General features: G+C 64.0%; 16 protein-coding genes. 12 read left to right on the top strand and 4 right to left on the bottom strand.

The genetic code is table 11. The annotated features are described in order from the left end of the window. Positions 1-322: 322 nt before the first annotated feature. Both Q1A36_RS18795 and Q1A36_RS18790 read left to right on the top strand, forming a co-directional pair. Positions 323-901 (top strand): hypothetical protein, encoded by a 579-nt coding sequence (locus Q1A36_RS18795; protein ID WP_157935976.1) that lies wholly within the window; start codon positions 323-325, stop codon positions 899-901. Between the two features lie 6 nt (positions 902-907). Next, on the top strand, positions 908-1,999 hold the full coding sequence (locus Q1A36_RS18790) for a cache domain-containing protein (RefSeq protein ID WP_299847283.1): 1,092 nt from the start codon (positions 908-910) through the stop codon (positions 1,997-1,999). Here the strand turns inward: Q1A36_RS18790 and Q1A36_RS18785 are convergent. The 3 genes from Q1A36_RS18785 to Q1A36_RS18775 all read right to left on the bottom strand — a co-directional run bounded on the left by Q1A36_RS18785 (position 1,983) and on the right by Q1A36_RS18775 (position 6,254). After that, complete coding sequence (locus Q1A36_RS18785) at positions 1,983-3,962, bottom strand: glycosyltransferase (RefSeq protein WP_299847281.1); 1,980 nt, start codon at positions 3,960-3,962, stop codon at positions 1,983-1,985. The two genes, Q1A36_RS18790 and Q1A36_RS18785, sit on opposite strands and share 17 nt — an antisense overlap. Before the next feature lies 1 nt (position 3,963). Then, positions 3,964-5,127 carry an HlyD family secretion protein gene (locus Q1A36_RS18780; protein ID WP_299847279.1) on the bottom strand — a complete coding sequence of 388 codons (1,164 nt, stop codon included), beginning with the start codon at positions 5,125-5,127 and terminating at the stop codon, positions 3,964-3,966. Between the two features lie 107 nt (positions 5,128-5,234). After that, complete coding sequence (locus Q1A36_RS18775) at positions 5,235-6,254, bottom strand: glycosyl hydrolase family 8 (protein ID WP_299847277.1); 1,020 nt, start codon at positions 6,252-6,254, stop codon at positions 5,235-5,237. A 547-nt stretch (positions 6,255-6,801) separates the two neighbouring features. Here Q1A36_RS18775 and Q1A36_RS18770 point away from each other — a divergent pair. The 3 genes from Q1A36_RS18770 (at position 6,802) to map (ending at position 9,513) form a co-directional block, all read left to right on the top strand. Then, entirely contained in the window at positions 6,802-7,485 is a 684-nt protein-coding gene (locus Q1A36_RS18770; RefSeq protein WP_299847275.1) for a hypothetical protein, read from the top strand. 289 nt (positions 7,486-7,774) lie between these two features. Next, positions 7,775-8,482: an AbiV family abortive infection protein gene (locus tag Q1A36_RS18765; protein WP_299847273.1), complete on the top strand. Its 708-nt coding sequence runs from the start codon at positions 7,775-7,777 to the stop codon at positions 8,480-8,482. 278 nt (positions 8,483-8,760) lie between these two features. Further along, positions 8,761-9,513 carry a type I methionyl aminopeptidase gene (map, locus tag Q1A36_RS18760; RefSeq protein WP_271114228.1) on the top strand — a complete coding sequence of 251 codons (753 nt, stop codon included), beginning with the start codon at positions 8,761-8,763 and terminating at the stop codon, positions 9,511-9,513. Between the two features lie 629 nt (positions 9,514-10,142). On the opposite strand, the gene Q1A36_RS18755 is transcribed toward map, so the two are convergent. Next, a complete protein-coding gene (locus Q1A36_RS18755) occupies positions 10,143-11,573 on the bottom strand; it encodes a hypothetical protein (protein ID WP_299847271.1) in 1,431 nt (476 codons plus the stop codon). A gap of 221 nt (positions 11,574-11,794) precedes the next feature. Here Q1A36_RS18755 and Q1A36_RS18750 point away from each other — a divergent pair, with 221 nt between their 5' ends. From Q1A36_RS18750 to Q1A36_RS18720, 7 genes are all read left to right on the top strand, one after another. Further along, positions 11,795-12,850 carry a C4-dicarboxylate TRAP transporter substrate-binding protein gene (locus Q1A36_RS18750; RefSeq protein ID WP_299847269.1) on the top strand — a complete coding sequence of 352 codons (1,056 nt, stop codon included), beginning with the start codon at positions 11,795-11,797 and terminating at the stop codon, positions 12,848-12,850. 107 nt (positions 12,851-12,957) lie between these two features. Then, on the top strand, positions 12,958-13,470 hold the full coding sequence (locus Q1A36_RS18745) for a TRAP transporter small permease (RefSeq protein ID WP_101754697.1): 513 nt from the start codon (positions 12,958-12,960) through the stop codon (positions 13,468-13,470). 1 nt (position 13,471) lies between these two features. Further along, the gene (locus Q1A36_RS18740; RefSeq protein WP_101754696.1) at positions 13,472-14,809 is read left to right on the top strand and encodes a TRAP transporter large permease; all 1,338 of its coding nucleotides are present in this window, start codon (positions 13,472-13,474) and stop codon (positions 14,807-14,809) included. A gap of 1 nt (position 14,810) precedes the next feature. After that, on the top strand, positions 14,811-15,614 hold the full coding sequence (locus Q1A36_RS18735; protein ID WP_299847266.1) for an IclR family transcriptional regulator: 804 nt from the start codon (positions 14,811-14,813) through the stop codon (positions 15,612-15,614). Continuing rightward, entirely contained in the window at positions 15,611-17,731 is a 2,121-nt protein-coding gene (locus Q1A36_RS18730) for a 3-hydroxyacyl-CoA dehydrogenase NAD-binding domain-containing protein (protein ID WP_366141611.1), read from the top strand. The genes Q1A36_RS18735 and Q1A36_RS18730 overlap by 4 nt, the downstream gene beginning before the upstream one ends. Further along, entirely contained in the window at positions 17,728-18,903 is a 1,176-nt protein-coding gene (locus Q1A36_RS18725; protein ID WP_299847264.1) for an acetyl-CoA C-acyltransferase, read from the top strand. Before Q1A36_RS18730 ends, Q1A36_RS18725 begins: the two co-directional genes overlap by 4 nt. Before the next feature lie 11 nt (positions 18,904-18,914). Next, a complete protein-coding gene (locus Q1A36_RS18720) occupies positions 18,915-20,111 on the top strand; it encodes an acyl-CoA dehydrogenase family protein (protein ID WP_101754693.1) in 1,197 nt (398 codons plus the stop codon). Positions 20,112-20,115: the final 4 nt, after the last annotated feature.

Here is a 20,115-nt window from a genome sequence, read left to right as displayed (position 1 = left end):
GCTGAGAATTGACGGCGTCTGAACACCGCCATGATATGCCGCCCCTCAGGGCATCACCAACTTTCGCGCGTTACTCGAGGCGGGCGGCAGCAATGCGGACCAAGCGGTCATACGCTGCAGATGCAAAGAAGTCTGTGCCATGGCAGTTGCCTAAACCTGACGGGCAGCGAGCTACCTGACATAGATACAGTATGGCTGGTGCAAATCTGGGAGAAGCAGACATCTGCTTCGGAGCGCCCAATGCCGGGTCACTTTCAACTCTAGGCTGTAGCGCTGATTCATGATTAAGCTATCCTTAAGCAGATATGATAAGGGAGTTTCGATGGCGCAGGTTCGAACAATAGCCTCGGCAGCGGGCTTGGCATGCCTTCTGGGTCAGACTGCCGCCGCCGACGGCTATTTCCTCCAAGGAGATGCGGGTGGGCGCACCCAATCCGTGGTTGCTTCGGTGAGCCGCAGCTCCCTGAACTACGGACTGAACTTTTCCAACTACGAGGATGGGCATTCTGGCGCGATCAGCCTCACCTATGCGCTGCCGCTGGCGGATATTGCCGTCATGAAGGTCGGTCCTACCATCGGCTTTCAGCACGAGCAGGATGAGGGCGATGATGTTCAGGCCGGCCTCAAGCTGTCGCTCGAGCGTTACACCCCCACCTCCTTCGGATCCACCTATTTGCTGGCTGATGTCAGCTCGGTTCACCAGTCCTGGTTTCTGCTCGGACAGTTGACATTTGCACCAGGCAATTTTGGCGTCGAGCTGTCACGCGGCGGAAGCGACACTTACCACGAGACCACCCTGGCCTTTCAAAAACGCATCGCTGACGGGCCGCTCAGCGTCCGGCTCGGCTACAAACTGAGCTCTGACGAAGTCTTTGCCGGCTTCTCCATCAACACGTTCTGAGGTGCCATGACCCAGCTGCCAACCCTGACCCTGCGCAAGGCTCTTGTCGGCTTTGCGCTTTCCTGCATCCTGGTGATGTGCCTGGTTCCCATGGCATTTGCATACCTTCGCGGCGACCGCTTTACTGACAGCACCCTGGATTATGCGGCCCGCTTCCGCACCACCGCCGCCGCCGAGGATCTGGCCCGGACCCTCGAGCGCGACTGGCGTGACCTGGCGTTCCTGACGGAAAGGGTTGACGAGTTGAACCCGGAGCAGCTGACCTACCTGATGACAGGGGCGAGCGGCGACGGCAGCCGCATCTCCTGGGCGGGCTTTGCCGATCTGAGCGGCCAAGTCATCGCGGCGACGAATGGCTTGCTGATCGGGCAGGATGTCAGCGAGCGGCCCTGGTATCGCAACGGCCTCAGCGGTGGGTTTGCGGGCGATGTTCATGACGCAGTGCTTCTCGCCCAGCTTCTCGGAGGTGAAGGGGACGAGCCGCTGCGCTTCATCGATCTGGCCAGACCGGTCACGGACGCCAATGGTGATCTGATCGGCGTCGTCGGCATCCACATCAACGCGACCTGGTTGGCCGAACATCTGCGCGAGACCTCGGAAACCTTTGGCATTGACCTCTACCTGATCAATCCCTCTGGCGACATATCTGCCTCTTCAACGGATGAGGCACCAGACACAGCGGAGTTGCAGATCCTGGGCGCGGCGCAGACCGGCGTACAGTCTGGAGGACGCGAGACCTGGCCTGATGGGCGGGAGTATTTCTCGGCGTTGGTGCCGGAGGTGTCTTACGGAGACCTGCCGAACTTCGGGTGGCGGATGGTGGGACGGCTGGATGCCGAGCGCCTTGATATCGGCGTCGACCTGATCCGGAACGGGGCGCTTTACGCGCTTGGGGTCGCCGTTTCCCTGATCGGGCTACTGACCGCTCTTGTCACGCGTGCTGTCAGGACGCCCTTCGCCCAGCTTGCCGCCTCTGCGCAGCGCATCGCGGACGGCTCTCAGGAATATCCTCCGAGCTTCCACGTCACCCGCGAAGCCGCGCTGCTGTCGGCGGCGCTGACCCAGCTTCAGCAGGATCGCGTCAGCGACGATCGCTGAACGACAAGCGCTGCCCCAGCCCGGCCAGCAGTCCCGCCAACTGCGCCCGGCCTGTGCCGGGTGCAGCCCCTTCAGCGTAAAAGCGGATCATCAGCGCCTCGCGCTGCACCGGCGTGGGCCTCAGCCGGACCCGATTGCCGTCTACCGTCTGCGCGATGACCTCGACTGGCACATCGCCAACATCACGCAGCCGCAGCAGGCCTGTTGCGCCAACCGGATAGATTTTTCCGCGCAGCCGCGCCTCCTCCATGGTCAGCGAGCTGATCCACTGGCGGCGAATGTCGCCATCCGTGACCAGGATGCCCCGGTCCGGCAGATCAGCGATGTGGCGCTCACGGCGGGGCAGCTCGACACAGGCCAAGATCGTCATGAGCAACACAAAGACATTGTAGATCGTCCAGAAGATGACCACCCACTTGCCGTCGCCTGCATCGTTGAAGGCGAAGCGGTCCACGAAGATGCCCAGCGTCAAGCCGAGAAGCGTCAGGACCAGCAAAATTAGGAACGGGGACATCATCTCCCACTGCACGATGACCTTGGTCCGGTCGCCGCCCTTGGCCGTGACCGAGAAAGGATGGCCCTTGGGCCTGAAGAGCCCCGTGAAGGCCGCCCGGCTGATGGGAAGGGCGCCGATCAGCTGGCTGGTGTCGTGAAGAACGGGCACGAACATGCCAGGCATCAACGTCCGCTGTGCCAGAAACGACCAGACGAAATAGACGCCGAAGTAGCTGATCACGTCTGTCAGCGTCGCGTTCACCACGATCACGTTGAAGAACCAGTAAAGCAGCGGATATACGACAACGGCTATCCGGAAGGGAAAGCTGGTCAACCAGAAGAACACCGAGTCGATCACGCTCCAGCGGTCGCGAAGGCGCAAATTGTTCTTGGCCAGAGGCCCATATTTAGAGCGGGCGATCTGCATCAGCCCCAGGCACCAGCGGGCGCGCTGCGTGACGTATTCCTTTAGCCCCTCGGGCGCCAGACCTTCGGTCAGCGGCTCGGCCAGATAAACAGTCTTCCAGCCGCGCTCCTGCAGGGCCAGCGTCAGCAGGAAGTCCTCTGTAACGCTTTCCGTGGGAAAGCCACCCATTTCTCGAAGGGCACTCCAGCGGCAGATCGACGAAGTGCCACAGCAGATCGCAATCCCCCAGGCGTCGCGCGAGGGTTGCATGTAGTCAAAGAAGAACCTCTGCTCGTCCGGGTAGGAGCGGCTGATGCCGAGATTGTGCTGGATCGGGTCGGCGTTGAAGAAGTGCTGCGGCGTCTGGACCAAGGCCACCCTGGGATCATGGAACAGCGCCAGGCTGCGCGAGATGAAGCCGCGGTGGGGCACGAAGTCCGCGTCCAGCACCGCCACGAAATCCGGCGGCACCCGGTCCTCCGCCAGGCGATCCAGGCAGTGGTTGATGTTACCGGCCTTGGAGCCCTTGTTGTCAGGCCGGCGCATGTAGCGCACGCCTTGTTCAGCGCAATAGTCGCGCAGCCAGTCGCGCCGGCTGTCGTCGAGGACCAGCACCTCCTTGTTCTTGTGGCGCAGCGACCGGGCACCCACGATCGTCCGCTCCAGGATTTCCAGCTCTTCGTTATAGGTGGCGATCAGGACGGCGACGCGGGGCTCCTGCTCGCCCCACCATCCTTCATGCGCATCGGCCTCCTCGCTGCGCAGGCGGATGCGCGACATGATGGTGAAGGCGCTGATCGAGCCAATGAGAGCCAGCATCTCCAGTGCAAACAGCGACCAGCTGGCCAGCATGTCGATGGTCCACCCCGCCGGCGCCAAGGTCTCGGTCCCTCGCCACCAGACATAGCGGAGCGCCAGCAGGAAAGAGATGCCCATCAGGGCGGCCCGGTGGCGATTGTTGGTCGGATCGACCACCGAAGGCAGGATGAGGCCCGCGCCGAGCGCCAGCAGCACATGCGTCCAACTGGAGCCGAGTTCAGTCAGGTGAGGGAACGGAAACATGTCAGCGGAACAAGTTGCGCAGCCCGTCCAGCGGACGGGTGTCAAAGAAGGCTCGGCCGGTGCGCCCGATCATGCAGCCTTCCGGCCCTGCCTGCCGCAGTGCGGGAACGATCAGGGCCACGTCATACCGCTCGAGGTGACGCTGGCTGGGAGCCACGGCCAGGTTGCGATAAACTGCGGCAGCCCCGCTGCCGGCAAGGCGGCTGATCGTGGCGTCAAGCACCTCGGACGTGCCGCCAAGCCTGAACGTCGCCGCCTGACCGACCGTCAGGCCGTTGTAGACGCGTTCGGTCACAGAAACTGTCACCAATGTCGCCTGACAATCCACCAGCCGCAGGAGGGGATCACCGCGCTGGACTGTAACGCTATCGGCCTCCAGCACCTCCCAGAAGAGGCCATCCACAGGAGCCTGAAGATCACCACCGGTCAGGCCATTGACGCGGATCCGCTCGCGATCCGCCCGCTCCCGGACGGCAGCGCTGCGCTCCTGGGCCTCTGCGAGGTGCGAGGCTAGAATGGCAATGTCTTTGTCCAACTCCCGCAGGCGCTGCCCGGCATCGTTGCCATCGCGGAGAAACACATTCTCTTCGGCGGCCCGAAGCGCAATCCGCAGGACGTCCACCCGTTCGCGTGCATGGTCGAGGACCAGAGCGTCCAGTCTCGGCTCACCTGGCAGACGATCGGCATCCTGCGCAACGGCATCGAGCAGCTGCTGATCTTCATTCTCCAGCGTCACTCCGCCAGTTTCCAAGATGGTCAGGCGTGCTTCGGCATGGGACAGATGCTCGCGCAGTTCCTCCAGTCGACGGGCACGGTCGCTCCGGGTTTGTTCGGCCAGATCCTCCCGGATAGTTTGCGTCTCCGACAGCAAAGCCGCGATCTGCGCTTCGGCAGCCGCTTCCAACCGGGCCTCCATCAACAGATCGTCTAGGCGTATCCGATCCACAATGGGATCCTGAAGGCTGGCCAGAACCTCGCCCCGGCTGACCCGCGACCCCAACTGGCGCGGCGCCATCTGCAACTGGCCCGCGACCGGAGCGCGGACGGTCACCACAGGGGCGTTGACCACTGCATCGGCGCTGGCGCCTGACATCTGCTCGCCCAGGATGATCCAAAGGGCTGTGATGACGGCCACAATGCCGATGATCAGTCTTCCATACTTCATGAGCGTCGCCTTGGTTCGATCCGGTTGTGTGACTCAACCTAAACGGTATGCCGCTAGAAATTAACCAGGTTCGATTAGTGCTTCGGATTTTTCTTGTTGCCTGTGGTTCAAACCTTGCATTGACCTTCGCGCTGCGCCACCTGGGCCAGCATCAGCAGGCTGTCCGAGTAATAGTCGCTGCCGTCCGGCCTCCGATCCGGCACGTCTCGGCAGTGCGCAAGCGCGTGCAACGCCAGAAAACCGGGTTTGTTGCTCTGCGCCAAGATCTGCCCGTCCGGGGAAGCCTCCACGGCGAGATGATCCGGGATGCTGCCCCGTTCCATCAGCTCGCGCGCCAGACCAACGGCCGGATGATCGGCGCGGCCAGACCACGTCAGGTAAAGCGGGATACGAAGGGCATCATACCCCCATAGCAAGTCGTGCTCGAGCGGCTTGACGAATCCTGATGGCGTGACATCCACCCAGTTGGGCAGAAACCCTGTCATCGCCAACTCAGCCAGCACCGTCTCGCCATGCTCCGCGGCCTTGATCAGGCGCGGCTCCCCGGCAGCGGCCCCCAGCTCTCGAAGCGCGCGGGGCAGGATATAGGAGGGATTGAAGAGGACCCGCTTCGGGCTGCGACGGGCCTCGGCGCCCGGCACCAGGAGCCACTCGGCTGGTGCCCTGGGGTCGGCGGCCAGGCACAGTTCAGCGATATCATGAGCGATGGCAAGTGCGGTTTCCCGATATCCGGACCATCCGGAGTCCCGTTCCGCGCGCAGCAGTGCCCAGGCTCGAAACAGATCGCCATCCGTCGCATTATGCCAGTCTGCAATATTGGTGTGAGGATCCGGCACCCATTTCCACGCCATCAACCGGTCCTGCCGCACTGCCAGGTGGCGTTCAGTCCATTCCTCAAGCTCCGTGAAAACCTTGCGATCACCAAACGCCTGCGCGAGCAAAAGCCCGTAGCCCTGGCCTTCGGAATGCGTGATCCCATCCTGGCGCCGATCAATGACGCGGCCGCCGTTCACGTAAGATCGAACCCATTTTGACCATCCCCTGTCGAGCGCCGCAGCTTGGACACGGGCCGAGGTAACCAAACCCGCCACCATGGCAGCCCCGAGAAACAGGCGTCGTGTCGGCATGTCTGGCTCCTTGCATCTTCCAGTCTCGTACTCGCCTCTGGATGCAGTAACTCGTCTAGGTTCGATCTGACCACTTTGCTGTGCCAAGCACGAACGGCGGCTATGAGGAAATTTGCATCCTTATGCAAGCGGAGGTCGAAAGTATGGGCAAAGAACCGAATGCCCATGCTGCAGATGCATTCACTGCGCCGTGAACGAATGCCTCCGATGGGCTCTTCGCGTCGACCTGCCTGCCCACCCCCTGGTGCTGGGCTCAGTTCGCCGCAGCTCCGGACACGCGCAGCCGGCCCTCTGCTGCCATTCGAGAGGAAGCCGCGCTGCGTTGCGGCATTCACCAGAACGGCCGTTCGCCGCATCTGCCAAGGATTGGGCCACTCGAATTCACGCGATGCGGAACAACACGGGCGTTCATCGGTCGTGGTTCAACGGCGGCTTCCCGAAAGACGAAATACCGCGGCGATCTAAAATACCGCACGGTCGCTTTGATTCTCGCGCTTGTATTACAGACAGGACGGGTGTGCTAAAGTGGCTGTAAAGGAAATAAACCATGGAATTTGAAGCCATCAGCGCTGCCCGGATGATTGCCCTGATGTTGGCAGGCGGTCTGTTTGCTTTGGCGGGTCTCTATATGATGCTGCGTCCAAAATCTCAGGGTTCGGCTAAAATCGAACTATTTGGGCTAAAATTTGAAAGCTCTTCCGCGGGGCTACTGGTGTTTATCGTCGGGGCAGCGTTCTTGGCAGTGACAATATTTGTTCCAGAACGTCATACGGCTTCGAACCCGATTCCTGATGAGCCTGAAATGGAGATATCGGAACAGCCAGTCTTACCCATTGCTCCGACGGTCCGCGCTGAGATATCCGAGGCCTCGGCTCTAAAGGAAGCTGAACCTAACGATGAGCTTCGTGATGCTCAGTCATTATTGGTTGGTCAAGTCGTGGCGGGAAAGTTCAAAGATCAGAGCGGCGACAAAGACTGGTTCAGTGTATTTTTTGACAGCAACAACATTGCAGAACATGAAGTTAAGCTGCGGCACGTGAACGGTAACATGGTCCGCGCCACGTTATATGATAGCCGTGAGCATGAGATTGGTGAAATTTCGACAAGGTCAGGTGCCGCATACTTTTCTCTAGAAGATCAAACAAGCAACAAAGTTTTCATAAAGGTATCGGGGTCAGTTAGTGGTTGGGATACCGATGCATACGAAATCTCGGTAGCACTTAGACAGTAGGCGAATCGTCAGGTAGATCGACGCTTGCGAAGTCTGTAACAACCGACAACGCGGGCTCCAATGCCGACTTGCGGCGCCCCAGCGCTGTTATACAGCGCCCGACATTTTGGTCTGGCATGGTCGGCCCTGAGCCGTCCTTCGAGAGGAATCAGCACTGCCTTGCAGCATTCACTGGATCTGCCGTTCGTGCGCTGCGCAGAAATTCAGACTCATAAATGTCGCTGTGCGGACATGGCTGCCGTTCGCGCTTAAGATACAGTCCTGATTCCTCGACATTTCAGGAGTACCCATGGGTTCACCGCATTTACCCACACTGACGGCAACGCTTCTCCGCTCTTACAGTGAAGCCGCTCTCCGCAATGCCGATGAACTGCTCGCTGAAGCATCGCTTTTACTTGAACATGACCACATGGCCCGGGCTTACTTTTTGGCTGTGGCGTGTGTTGAGGAAGCGGGTAAAGCGCTGCTCGCTTTCGATTCACAGAACCGGAACCTGTCCGACCCAGCGGTCTGCACTAAGCTGAAAAAGTCAATGGAAAGCCACGGAGAGAAGATCAATTATGCATTGAGCATGTGGGCCATGAGTAGCCCGGATCAGCGTGAATCGATACGGGTAGCGTCAAATATAATCGTTCACGTTAAGCACGGGCGCGAACCGTCGATGTACAGCGACCTACGCACAGATCCGGATCGGGTGCAGACGCCGCGCGAAGTTGTCCGCGATAGTGCCGCACGGGATTGTGTCAGGCTCGCAAAGAACTGCCTCGCGTATGCGCACCGCCACTTAGTCGAGAAAACACCGGCGACGTTCGCCACCGCTCAGGATAGGCTCTTCACGATAAAGTCAGCTAAGTTTCAGGACTTGCTCAAAATCGAGGACTTCTGGTGGTACTATATTTCGCGAATGGAAGCCGGGCAGCAAGACATTGCAGAAGCGGTGCTCGGATACGAACGAGATCACATCAAGACTGGCATGCCGTTTTGTCCTGCGCCGTAACGAGCGCCGCACTTGTGCGCCCGTCCTGAGCGGCCGCAGTGGGCTCTCTGCCGACATGCGGCGTCGCAGCATCCTCTTACGGTGCCAGAAACTTGCCGCAAGCAAGGACGGCCCAATCATGCCCTTCGCGATTTCGGGATGCCGCAATGTTGCTTTCACCGAACTGGCCGTTCGACCGCTGGTGCAGCATTTTCGTGAGGCGGGCGGCAGCAATGCGGGACAAACCTGCCTCCCGGTGTTAATGCCCTGAGGCTCCGACACCGCTGATGAGACACAAGATGACGATCACGCACCAAGATGAACTGGAAGGCTTAAAGAAGATTGGCCGGATTGTCGCCAACACCATGCATTCCATGGCAGCGGCCATGGAGCCCGGCATGACAACGCGCGAGCTCGACAGCATCGGCCACGAGTTGCTGGAACGGGAGGGAGCCGTCTCGGCACCTCAGGCCACGTATGATTTTCCGGGCACGACTTGCATCAGCGTCAACGAGGAGATCGCCCATGGCATCCCCGGCGAGCGTAGGCTTGCAACCGGGGATCTGGTCAACATCGACGTGTCCGCGTCTTTCAATGGCTACTTTGCTGACACCGGGGCGACCTTTGGCCTCGGCCCGCTTCAAACGTCCCTTGACCAGCTCTGTCGCGACGGAAAGCGCGCCATGCAGATCGGCATCGCGCAGGTCGGGCATGACAAGCCGCTGGCCGGGATCGGCAAAGCCATCGGCACCTTCGCCACCAAGCGCGGCTATACACTGATCCGGAACCTGGCCAGCCACGGAATTGGCAAAGCTCTGCATGAGGCTCCCGAAGAGGTTCCGACCTGGCCTACCAAGGGAGACAAGCGCCGGATGCACAACGGCCTCGTGCTGACCGTTGAGCCGTTCCTTTCGCGCGGCGGAAGGTGGGCAACGTCAGGCGCCGATGACGATTGGACCCTCTACAGCGAGCCAGCCGCGCCAGTTGTACAATATGAGCATACCGTTGTGGCGACCCGTCGCGGCGCAATCATCGTCACGTTGCCGGGCTGACGTGTGACCGGCAGCTAAGGGCTCTTCCCGTCGATCCTGCCACTTTACCTGATCGTCGGCTTTTCAGTTACGGCTTTAAGCCGGGTCGCTGACAAATAGCGCCAGCAGAACCCTGCCATTTAGCGCAGAACTCTACACAAAATCTGTGTCATGGCCTAATCTGTAACAGTAGCCGCCCCTTCATTGCAAAAAATATCGGACCATTCATCTGAGATTTTGTTCCGCCAGCATTTGCTAGCCTTCAAGGGACCTGTTCAGAGCCAAGCTGGCCGTCCTCTCAACGATCCCCTTGCGGACGGGAAGACCATCATGACGGAGGGACCGGAGGATGGGGCCGGACAGGGCGGACGCCGCCCGCCGCATGGCCCTGCGGCGCCCGCACCTCCACCATCAAGGGTGGCAGCCGGGGCGGGCCTCCCGATGCGGACCGCGCGCCGCTGGCCGGCCCGCGACCGGGCGGATGGGCCGGCAGGCCCTGCACGTCCGATCCGGCCGGAAGCCGGGACGCGCATCTTCCCGAAGGAGATGGTCGAACTGATCGAGGGTCTGGCCCTTCTCGATCCGCAGCCCTCGGTCGCCAGCATCCATCGCGCCGTTGTCCAAGTGGCAGAAGAAAAGGGGGGCGAGCCTCACATCAGGCCCGATTGCACGAGCAGCGCCATCCCGATCGTCCACAGGGCCAGCCCTGACAGGCAGTAGAGCCCGTTCCAGCGGAAGCCCACGACCGCCGCGGGCCGTCCGACCAATGCGCCGGCATAGACCACCGTCGTCATCAGCGGCGTGAAGCCCATGACGCAGCTCCAGGTTCCCGCAAGGCACAGCGCCGCGGCCGCATCGCTCAGTCCCGGCACGTCCAGTTGCGTCACGAGGCCGCCCAGGACGGAGGCCGTGATGATCGGGTTCACCCCTGCCGTGGCCAGCGCGAACATGGACAGGTTGAGCAGGACGACCATCTGCCAGGGGGCCCCGATCAGCGCGGCGACCAGCGCCTGCACCCGGTCGATCGGCAGCAGTTCCAGCGCCAGCACCGACAGAAGCCCCGCCGAGGCGAAGACGCCGATCTCGGCGGCGGCCAGGGGAAAGCGCCGGATCGTCCCGGCGGTGGCGCGGCGCATCGCGGCACCCGCGCGGCCCGGACCGCCGCGCCCGATCCGCGCCGCCCAAGCCAGGCTGTAGCCCGGCACGGCGATCAGCAGCGCCTGCTGGAACTGCAGCCCGGTGACCGCGTGCAGCCCGAAGACCAGCCCAGCCAGCAGCGCCACATGCATCACCAGCAGCGCAACCCCGCCCCGGTCGGCGGCATCCGGTCGAGGGGCTGCCCGCGACGTAAGCGGGATGCGCGGCGCCCCCGCCCAGTCCAGAAACCAGCCCCAAGCAAGGAACAGCGCCGCTGCCAGCAACCCCGCAGGCCCGATGTCGGCGTATTCCAGTTCGGGCATCGCCAGCAGCAGGGCGTTCAACCCAAGCCCGATGGGCGACCAGAGCGGGGCCAGCGCAAAGCCGCGCAGCACGGCTGTCGTTATCCGGCGCAGCCGCCATTCCCGCAAATCCGGGGGCAGATGCGCGCTCGTTTCCTCCAGCGACCGCCGCGTCATGTCCAGCAGCAGCGCGATGCCGCCGAGATTGATCAGGACGCCGAAGACATGGCCGCCGAAGTTCATTGCCAGATAGCGCCGGCCTGGCGGGCGGGTCGTGAGATAGCGTCCGGCGCGGACGACCTCGGGTGCCTCCGAGGCAACCACCCGCAGCGCGCCCAGAAGCGCCAGCAGCGCTGCCAGGAAAGCCATCCGCTCAAGCCCCCGGGACAGCGTCTCGATGTCGATGCCGCACACCATTGCCGCGGCCAGCAGCAGGGCGCAAAGGCCGACGGTCAACCACGTGGCGATAGTAAACTGCCGCCAGCACAGGACAAGAAAGACCGCCAGCGCCGCGCCGGCGGTCAGGCCGATGGCGGCAGAGTGGATGAAGATGCCGGCAAGGGACGCCAGAATGACGACGATGATGCAGCCCTGTGCGACCAACGTGCGGGCAGAGCGTTCCGGCGGGGGAAAAGGCTGCATTCAGGCGGGCGTCCGGGCAGCGGGCGTGCGCAGCCGGCCGCAGTAGAGCCAGGCATCGTGGCCGGAAATGAAGACGACGCCCTCTCCCGCCAAGTTGAACACGACTCTTTATCCTTTCTGCGAAGCCTCCGCGCCACTCTCGCAAATTTTCTCGAGGCGACGCAAGTTTGTTCCATTGTATGGCACAATGTGCTACTAATTGGAACGGGAGGAGAATCATCATGCGCTTTCTGACGACAAGTTTCCTGACCCTCGGCCTGCTCTGCTCGGCCTCGTCCGCGGCGATGGCCATGACGCTGATCTACGGCGAGGCCGGTCCCAACCGCGGCGTGCGCGCCGAGGCCACGCAGTGGTTCGTCGACCAGGTCGCCGAACGGACAAACGGCGAAGTCACCATCGACGTGAACTGGGGCGGCGCGCTGTTTTCCGAGAAGGTCGCCGTTCAGTCGATCCGGGATGGTGTCGCCGACATGGGCTCGGTCATTGGGGTTTATTTTCCGCAGGACATGATCGCCTATGGCCTGGCCGACCTGCCGATTCCAAACCCCGATCCTTGGGTGGGAATGAAGGCCACTGACAAGCTGATGCGGGAAAACGAACAGATCCGGGAAAACCTGGCCGCCCAGAACCTGGTATATATTGGCACCTACACGACGTCGGCCGTTCAGGTGGGCTGCAAGGGCAAGACCATCGAGACGCTTGACGACGTCAAGGGCCTGAAGATCCGCGGCGTCGGCGCCTATGGCAAGGTGTTCCACGACCTGGGCGCCACGCCCGTCGACATGTCCGTCTACGAGGCCTATCAGGGCTTGGAAACCGGGCTGATCGACTGCACCCAGACCTATCCCTATCTGGTCGAGGCGCTGAAGTTCGACGAGGTCTTCGACAGCTATACCGAGATCGACTTCGGCCAGATCGGCGCCCTGGGCATCATGATGAACAAGGACAGCTTCGACCTGCTGCCGCCCGAGCAGCAGCAGGTTCTGCTGAAGGTCGGCGAGGGCCTCTCGGACGAGTTCGGGCGCATCCTGACCGACGCGAACCAGCGGTCGATCGAGATCCTCGAAGAGAAGCAGATCCCGGTGCTGAAGATCTCGGACGCGGATCGCAGCCGTCTTGGCGAAATGAGCCAGACCTATGTCGATGACTGGATCGCCCGCGCCGATGCCGCAGGGCTGGATGGCAAGGGGCTGGTCGATGACTATAAAAGCCTGATCGCCGAATTCACCAAGCAGCGCGACGAACAGGGCTATCCCTGGGCGGCAAAGGCCAACTGAGCCTCGCTGCCTGTCGGGGGCGCGTCGCGCCTCCGATCCCCTGCCTGTCATGCGCGAGTCCGGTTCGGCCCTCTGCGTCACGCGACCTATAAACGGGAGGTACGGCCATGAAGGCCATCGAACGCATCATGCTTGAATTTGCCGTGGTCTCTGCGCTTGCGCTGGCGCTGGTCATCACCGCGAATGTGATCGGCCGCCAGATCTTCGGCCTTGCCGTGCCCGATATCGTCATCATCGTGCGCGAGCTGATGATCCCGACCATCGTCTTTCCGCTGGCCGTCGCCACCGCCAACCGCGCCCATATCGCCGTCACCTTCGTGACCGACCGGATGTCGCCCCGCGCCCGCGGCGTGCTGATCATCATGGGATGGTTCGTCGCGCTTCTGGCGATGATGCCGCTGATCTATGCCAGCTGGCGCAATCTGTCGGGGTCGTGGAGCTCGGGCGAGTTCTATGACGGGCAGTTGGGCATTCCGCGCTGGCCGATGAAGCTGGTCTTTCTGCTGGGCCTCATCGTGATGACGGTCCGGCTGGTGCTGGTCGCGCTGGCCGACATGGCCGAGTTCGGCCGCACCGGCACCGTCGCCGAACGCAGCCATACCGAAGAGGAGTCAGTTTAAGATGGACGCATCCACCATCGGACTCGTGGCCTTCGGGCTGGTCATTCTGTTGCTGGCGCTGCGCGTGCCCATCGCCTTCGTGCTGGCGGGCGTCGCATCGGTCGGCACCTTCCTGATCTATGCCTTCCGCAGCGGCGAGTTCAGCCCCGAGCGCGCCATCAACCCCACCTCCTCGATGGTCGTGAACAGCTTTTTCGAGCTGATCCATTCCTACGACCTGTCGATGATTCCGCTGTTCGTGGCGCTGGGGAACATCGCCTATCACACCGGCATCACCACGCGGATCTATGACGCGGCCAATGTCTGGCTGCGCCGGGTGCCGGGCGGCGTCAGTGTCGCCTCGCTGATGGGCTGTGCCGGATTCTCGGCGATCTCGGGATCGTCCATCGCCTGCGCCTCGACCATGGGCCGCATCTGCGTGCCGGAAATGCTGCGGCTGGGTTACAACCCGAGGCTGGCCACGGCCTCGGTGGCGGCGGGCGGCACGCTCGGGTCACTGATCCCGCCGTCGGTGCTGTTCATCCTCTATGGCATCTTCACCGAAACCTCGATCAGCAAGCTGTTTCTGGCGGGCATCCTGCCGGGATTGCTGACGCTGCTGGGCTATATCCTCGTGGTCTTCTGGTGGACCTCGCGCGACCCGAGCGCGGCCCCGGTCGATCCAACGCCGGTGGCCCCGGGAGCGCGGCTGAGGGCGGCGATCGCGGCCTGGCCTGCCGTGCTGCTGTTCAGCGTCATCATCGGCGGCATCTATGGTGGCCTCTTCACCGCGACCGAGGCGGCGGCCATCAGCGTGGTCCTGACCATCCTCATCGGCTTTCTCGAACGTTCGCTGACCTTGCGCACGATGTGGATCGCCATCCGCGACAGCCTGATCCAGACCTCGGCGATCTTCCTGATCGCGGCCTGCGCCAAGATTTTCGTGTCCTTCGTGGCGCTGACCGGCGCGGCGGGCATGGTGTCGCAATGGGTGGCCGATGCCGGGTTCTCGCCGCTGGTCCTGATGCTGGCGATCTCGCTGCTGTATCTGTTCCTCGGGATGTTCCTCGACCCGGTCGGAATCATCGTCCTGACGCTGCCCTTCGTCATTCCGCTGGTCAGCAACATGGGCATGGACCTGATCTGGTTCGGCGTCATCGTGGTCAAGCTGCTGGAGATCGGGCTGATCACACCACCGGTCGGGCTGAATGTCTTCGTGATCGGCAATGTCACCGATCGCAGCATCCGGGTCGACGACATCTTCGCCGGTGTGACGCGCTTCCTTGCCATGGACATCGTGGTGCTTGCGATCCTGATCCTCGTGCCCGCAATCTCGACATTCATCCCGAACGGATTGTGAGATGGACATGACCGACCTGAACGACCCTCGTTTCGCAACCACCCTGGCCCGGGGCCTGTCGGTGCTGCGGGCCTTCCGCGTCACCGATGACGGGCTCAGCAATGCCGAGATCGCGCAGCGCACCGGCCTGCCGAAATCGACCGTTTCGCGGCTGACCTTCACGCTGGGGCAACTGGGCTATCTGGTCCAGTCGCCGCGCGACGACCGGTTCCGGCCGGGACCGACCCTGGTGGCGGTGGGACATGTCGCGGCGGCCTCGCTGTCCTTCCTGGTGCCGGCGCATGATCTGATGCAGCGGCTGGCCGAGGAGACCGGAACGCTGGTGGTCCTGGCGGTGCGCGACGGCGAGAAGATGGTGCTGATCCGCACCTGGCGCCCCACCCACGTCGCCTCGATCTGGCTCGAGGTCGGGCAGCGGATCCCGTTTCAACCGTTTTCGTCGCCGCGCGCCTTTGTCGCCGCCGCCACGCCCGAGGAGATCGACCGGATCGTGTCCGAATCCATCGCGGACCGCGACGCCATGGCCGACCTGCTGACCACACGCCCGCTGGTGCGGACCGAAATGATGCGCCAAGGCTTTGTGTCCACCCCGGCGGGCAGCGGGCCTGCCACCTACAACGCGGTCTCGGTTCCGTTCCGCAGCGGCAATCTGGCTGAACCCGTGATCTTCACCTGCGGCGCCCTGCCGTCTGAGGCGTCGGTCGAACGCATGCAATCCGACGTCGGGCCCAGACTGGCCGCGGCGGTCCGCACCCTGGAACGACTGACCGGACAGGCCCCCGGCCTGATCCGCACCGAGGCATGACCATGACCGAACATTCCCCCGTCACCTATCGCTGCGAAGGCGGGATCGCCTTCATCGAAATCGACAATCCGCCCGTCAACGCGCTGTCCGCGGCCGTCCGGCAAGGGCTGGCCGAGGCCATCGACCGCCTGGCCCAAGACCCCGAGGCGCGGATCGCAGTGCTGTTCTGCGCCGGCCGGACCTTCATTGCCGGGGCCGATATCTCGGAATTCGGCAAGCCGCCGGTGCCGCCTGGCTTGCCCGATGTCGTCGCCGCCATCGAGGCTTCGGACAAGCCCGTGGTCGCGGCGCTGCACGGCACGGTTCTGGGCGGCGGGCTAGAGGTCGCCTTGGGCGCCCATTACCGCGTCGCGGTGCCGGGCACCCGGATGGGCCTGCCCGAAGTCACGCTGGGCCTGCTGCCCGGCGCCGGTGGCACCCAGCGCCTGCCGCGCGTCGTCGGGGTCGAGGCGGCGATCGAGCTTGTCACTTCTGGCCGTCAGATCGGCGCGGACCGCGCGCTGGAACTGGGGCTGATCGACACCCTGGCCGACGCGACTGCCCCCGTTAAGGCGGGCGCGGCCGAGGCGCGGCGGCTGCTGGGTCAGGGCGCGGGGCCGCGCCGTCTGGCGCAGGCCGACGCCCCCACGGTGGACGCGGCGGCGGTCGAGGACGCGCGCCGAAAGGTGGCGAAATCCGCGCGCGGGCAGGTCGCCCCGATGCGCGCGCTGGACACCATCGTCGAAGGTCTGGCGCTGCCCTTTGCCGAAGGCATGGCGCTGGAGCGCCGCGCCTTCACCGACCTGATGCAGACGCCCGAGCGCGCGGCCCTGATCCACGCCTTTTTCGCCGAACGCCGCGCCGCGCAGCAGGACGACCTGAAGGGCGTCAGCCCGCGCCGTCTGGACCGCGTCGGCATCATCGGCGGCGGCACCATGGGCCAAGGCATCGCGGCGGCAGCGCTGACCGCAGGGCTGGACGTGACGCTGGTTGAACGGGATGCGGCCTCGGCCGACAAAGCCGCCGCTGGCATCGGCCGGATGCTGGACGGCGCCGTCATGCGCGGCAAGCTGGCGGCCGAGGCGCGCGACCAGATGCTGTCGCAGGCCTTCCGCGCCGTCGCAAGCTATGACCCGCTGGCACAGGTTGATCTGGTGATCGAGGCGGTGTTCGAGGATCTGGACGTCAAGCGCGAGGTGTTCCGCACCCTGGACGGCATCTGCCGTCCCGGCGCGGTGCTGGCGACGAATACGTCGTATCTGGACGTGAACCTGATCGCGCAGGCGACCGCGCGCCCGCAGGACGTCATCGGGCTGCATTTCTTCTCGCCCGCCAATGTGATGCGGCTGCTGGAGATCGTGGTGGCCGACGGCACCGCCCCCGACGTGGTGGCCACGGCCTTTGCGCTGGCCAAGCGGATGGGCAAGATCGGCGTGCGCTCGGGCGTGTGCGACGGCTTCATCGGCAACCGGATGATGCTGGCCTATCGCACCGCGGCCGATCACATGGTGCTGGACGGCGCCTCGCCCTATCAGGTCGATCAGGCGATTGTCGGCTTCGGCTTTCCGATGGGGCCCTATCAGGTCGGCGATCTGGCCGGGCTGGACATCGGCTATGCCACCCGCCAGCGCAAGGCGCCGACCCGCGACCCGCGCGAGCGGGTGCCGGTCTTTGCCGACCGTCTGGTCGAGGCGGGCCGTCTGGGCCGCAAGACCGGGCGCGGCTATTACATCTATGACGACCAGTCCCCGCAGGGCCGCCCCGACCCCGAGATGACGGCCACGCTGGACGACATCCGCCGCGAGCAGGGGATCACCCCGCGCAGCTTCACGCCCGAGGAGATCCAGACCCGCTACATGGCGGCGATGGTTAACGAAGGCGCCAGGATCCTGGAGGAAGGCATCGCCGCCCGCGCCTCGGACATCGACGTGGTGCTGCTGCATGGCTACGGCTTTCCGCGCTGGAAGGGCGGGCCGATGCACTGGGCCGACGCGCAGGGGCTGGACCCGATCCGCGCCGACATCGCCCGCTTTGCCGCCGAAGACCCCTATTTCTGGCAAATCTCGCCGCTGCTGGACCGGCTTGCGGATCAGGGCGGGAGATTTGCCGACGCCAACACTGGAAAGGACGCGACATGAAAGACGCCGTCATCGTCTCGACCGCCCGCACGGGCATCGGCAAGGCCGGCCGGGGCAGCCTGAACCTGACCCATGGCGCGACCATGGGCGGCCGCATCGCCTCGGTCGCGGTGGAACGCGCGGGCATCGACCCGGCGCTGATCGAGGACAGCATCTGGGGCTGCGGCTATCCGGAATACGTCACCGGCGGCAACATCGCCCGCCAGATCGTCATCCGCGCGGGCCTGCCGGTCAGCATCGCGGGTGCCGCCGTGAACCGCTTCTGCGCCTCGGGGCTGCAGGCGCTGGCGATGGGCGCCCATATGGTGCAGGTCGAGGGAGCGCAGGCGATCCTGACCGGCGGCGTGGAATCGATCAGCCTGGTGCAGCCGCCGCCCCGCCCTTCGCGCGAGGCCTGGATCGAGGCGCACAAGCCCGACCTCTATCTGCCGATGATCGACACCGCCGACATCGTCGCCGAACGCTATGGCGTCAGCCGCGAGGCGCAGGACGAATACGCGCTGCGCTCGCAACAGCGCATCGCCGCCGCCCAGCAGGCGGGGCTGTTCGCGGACGAGATCATCCCCCTCGACGTGACCCGCGCCGTGCTGGACAAGGCCACGGGCGAGAGCCGGAACGAGGACGTCACCTTCACCATGGACGAATGCAACCGTCCCTCGACCACGCTGGAGGCGCTGGCCGCGCTGAAGCCGGTCAAGGGCGAGGACCGCTTCGTCACCGCCGGCAACGCCTCGCAACTGTCCGACGGCGCCGCGGCGCTGGTGGTGATGGAGGGCGATCTGGCCGTGCGCGAGGGTGTGACCCCGCTGGGCGCCTTTCGCGGCTTTGCCGTCGCCGGCTGCGAGCCGGACGAGATGGGCATCGGCCCGGTCTTTGCCGTGCCGCGCCTGCTGGAACGCGCCGGGCTGACGGTCGAGGACATCGACCTGTGGGAGCTGAACGAGGCTTTCGCCAGCCAGGCGCTGTATTGCCGCGACCGGCTGGGCATCGACCCGGACCGCTTCAACGTGAATGGCGGCTCGATCGCCATCGGCCACCCCTTCGGCATGACCGGCGCGCGCATGGCGGGCCACATCCTGTTGGAGGGCAAGCGGCGCGGCGCGAAATGGGGCGTCGTCACCATGTGCATCGGCGGCGGCCAGGGTGCTGCCGGCCTGATCGAGATTTTCTGAGGGGAACCACCATGGACATGAGCTTTTCGCCCGACGACCAGGCCTTTCGCGCCGAGGTCCGCCAGTTCCTTCAGGACCGCTTGCCCAAGCGGCTGTCGGAAAAGGTCCGGCTGCAGCAGGAACTGACCAAGGCCGAGATCGAGGAATGGCACGCGGTCCTGAACGAAAAGGGCTGGCTGGCCGGCAACTGGCCGGTTGAGTTCGGCGGCGCCGGCTGGACCGCGATCCAGCGCCACATCTTTGACGAGGAAAGCGCGCTGGCCAGCGCCCCCCGCATCCTGCCCTTCGGCATCGCCATGCTGGGGCCGGTGCTGCAGAAATTCGGCAGCAAGGAACAGCAGGACCGCTTTCTGCCGCGCATCCTGAACGGGCAGGACTGGTGGTGTCAGGGCTATTCCGAACCCGGCGCGGGATCGGACCTCGCCTCGGTCAAGACGACGGCGGTGCGCGACGGCGACGACTATATCGTCAACGGCCAGAAGACATGGACCACGCTGGGCCAGCACGCGAACTGGATCTTCTGCCTCGTGCGGACCGATCCCACCGCCAAGGCGCAAGAGGGGATCAGCTTTCTGCTGATCGACATGACCAGCCCCGGCATCACCGTGCGCCCCATCGTGCTGCTGGACGGCACGCCCGAGGTGAACGAGGTGTTTTTCGACGACGTCCGGGTGCCGGCGGAAAACCTTGTGGGCGAGGAAAACAAGGGCTGGACCTATGCCAAATATCTGCTGACGCATGAACGCACGAACATCGCCGGCGTGGGCTTCGCCACGGCGGGCCTCGCGGCGCTGAAGCGCATCGCGCGGGCGCAGCAGGCCCATGGCAAGCCGCTGATCGAGAACCCGCTATTTGCCGCGCGTCTGGCCGAGATCGAAATCGACCTGATGGCCATGGCGACCACCAACCTGCGGATGCTGGCGCAGGCGGCGGCCGGGCAGGTGCCGGGGGCGGAAAGCTCGATGCTGAAGCTGAAGGGAACCCAGATCCGGCAGGCGATCAACGACCTGACCCGCCGCGCGGTCGGCCCCTGGGCGCTGGCCTTTCCGTCCGAGGCGGTCGAGGGCGCGAATGACCACCTGCCCCCCGGCCCGCCCGAGGCGGCAGCCGCGACCCGCGCCTATCTGAACAACCGCAAGCTGTCGATCTATGGCGGCTCGAACGAAATCCAGCGGGGGATCATCGCGAAATCCCTGCTGGGCCTTTAAGGGG

Origin of the sequence: uncultured Paracoccus sp. (assembly GCF_947487305.1) — a bacterium.
Taxonomy (GTDB): Bacteria; Pseudomonadota; Alphaproteobacteria; order Rhodobacterales; family Rhodobacteraceae; genus Paracoccus.
Note: the sequence above shows the minus strand (reverse complement) of the source record. Positions and strands in the feature narration are given on the sequence as shown.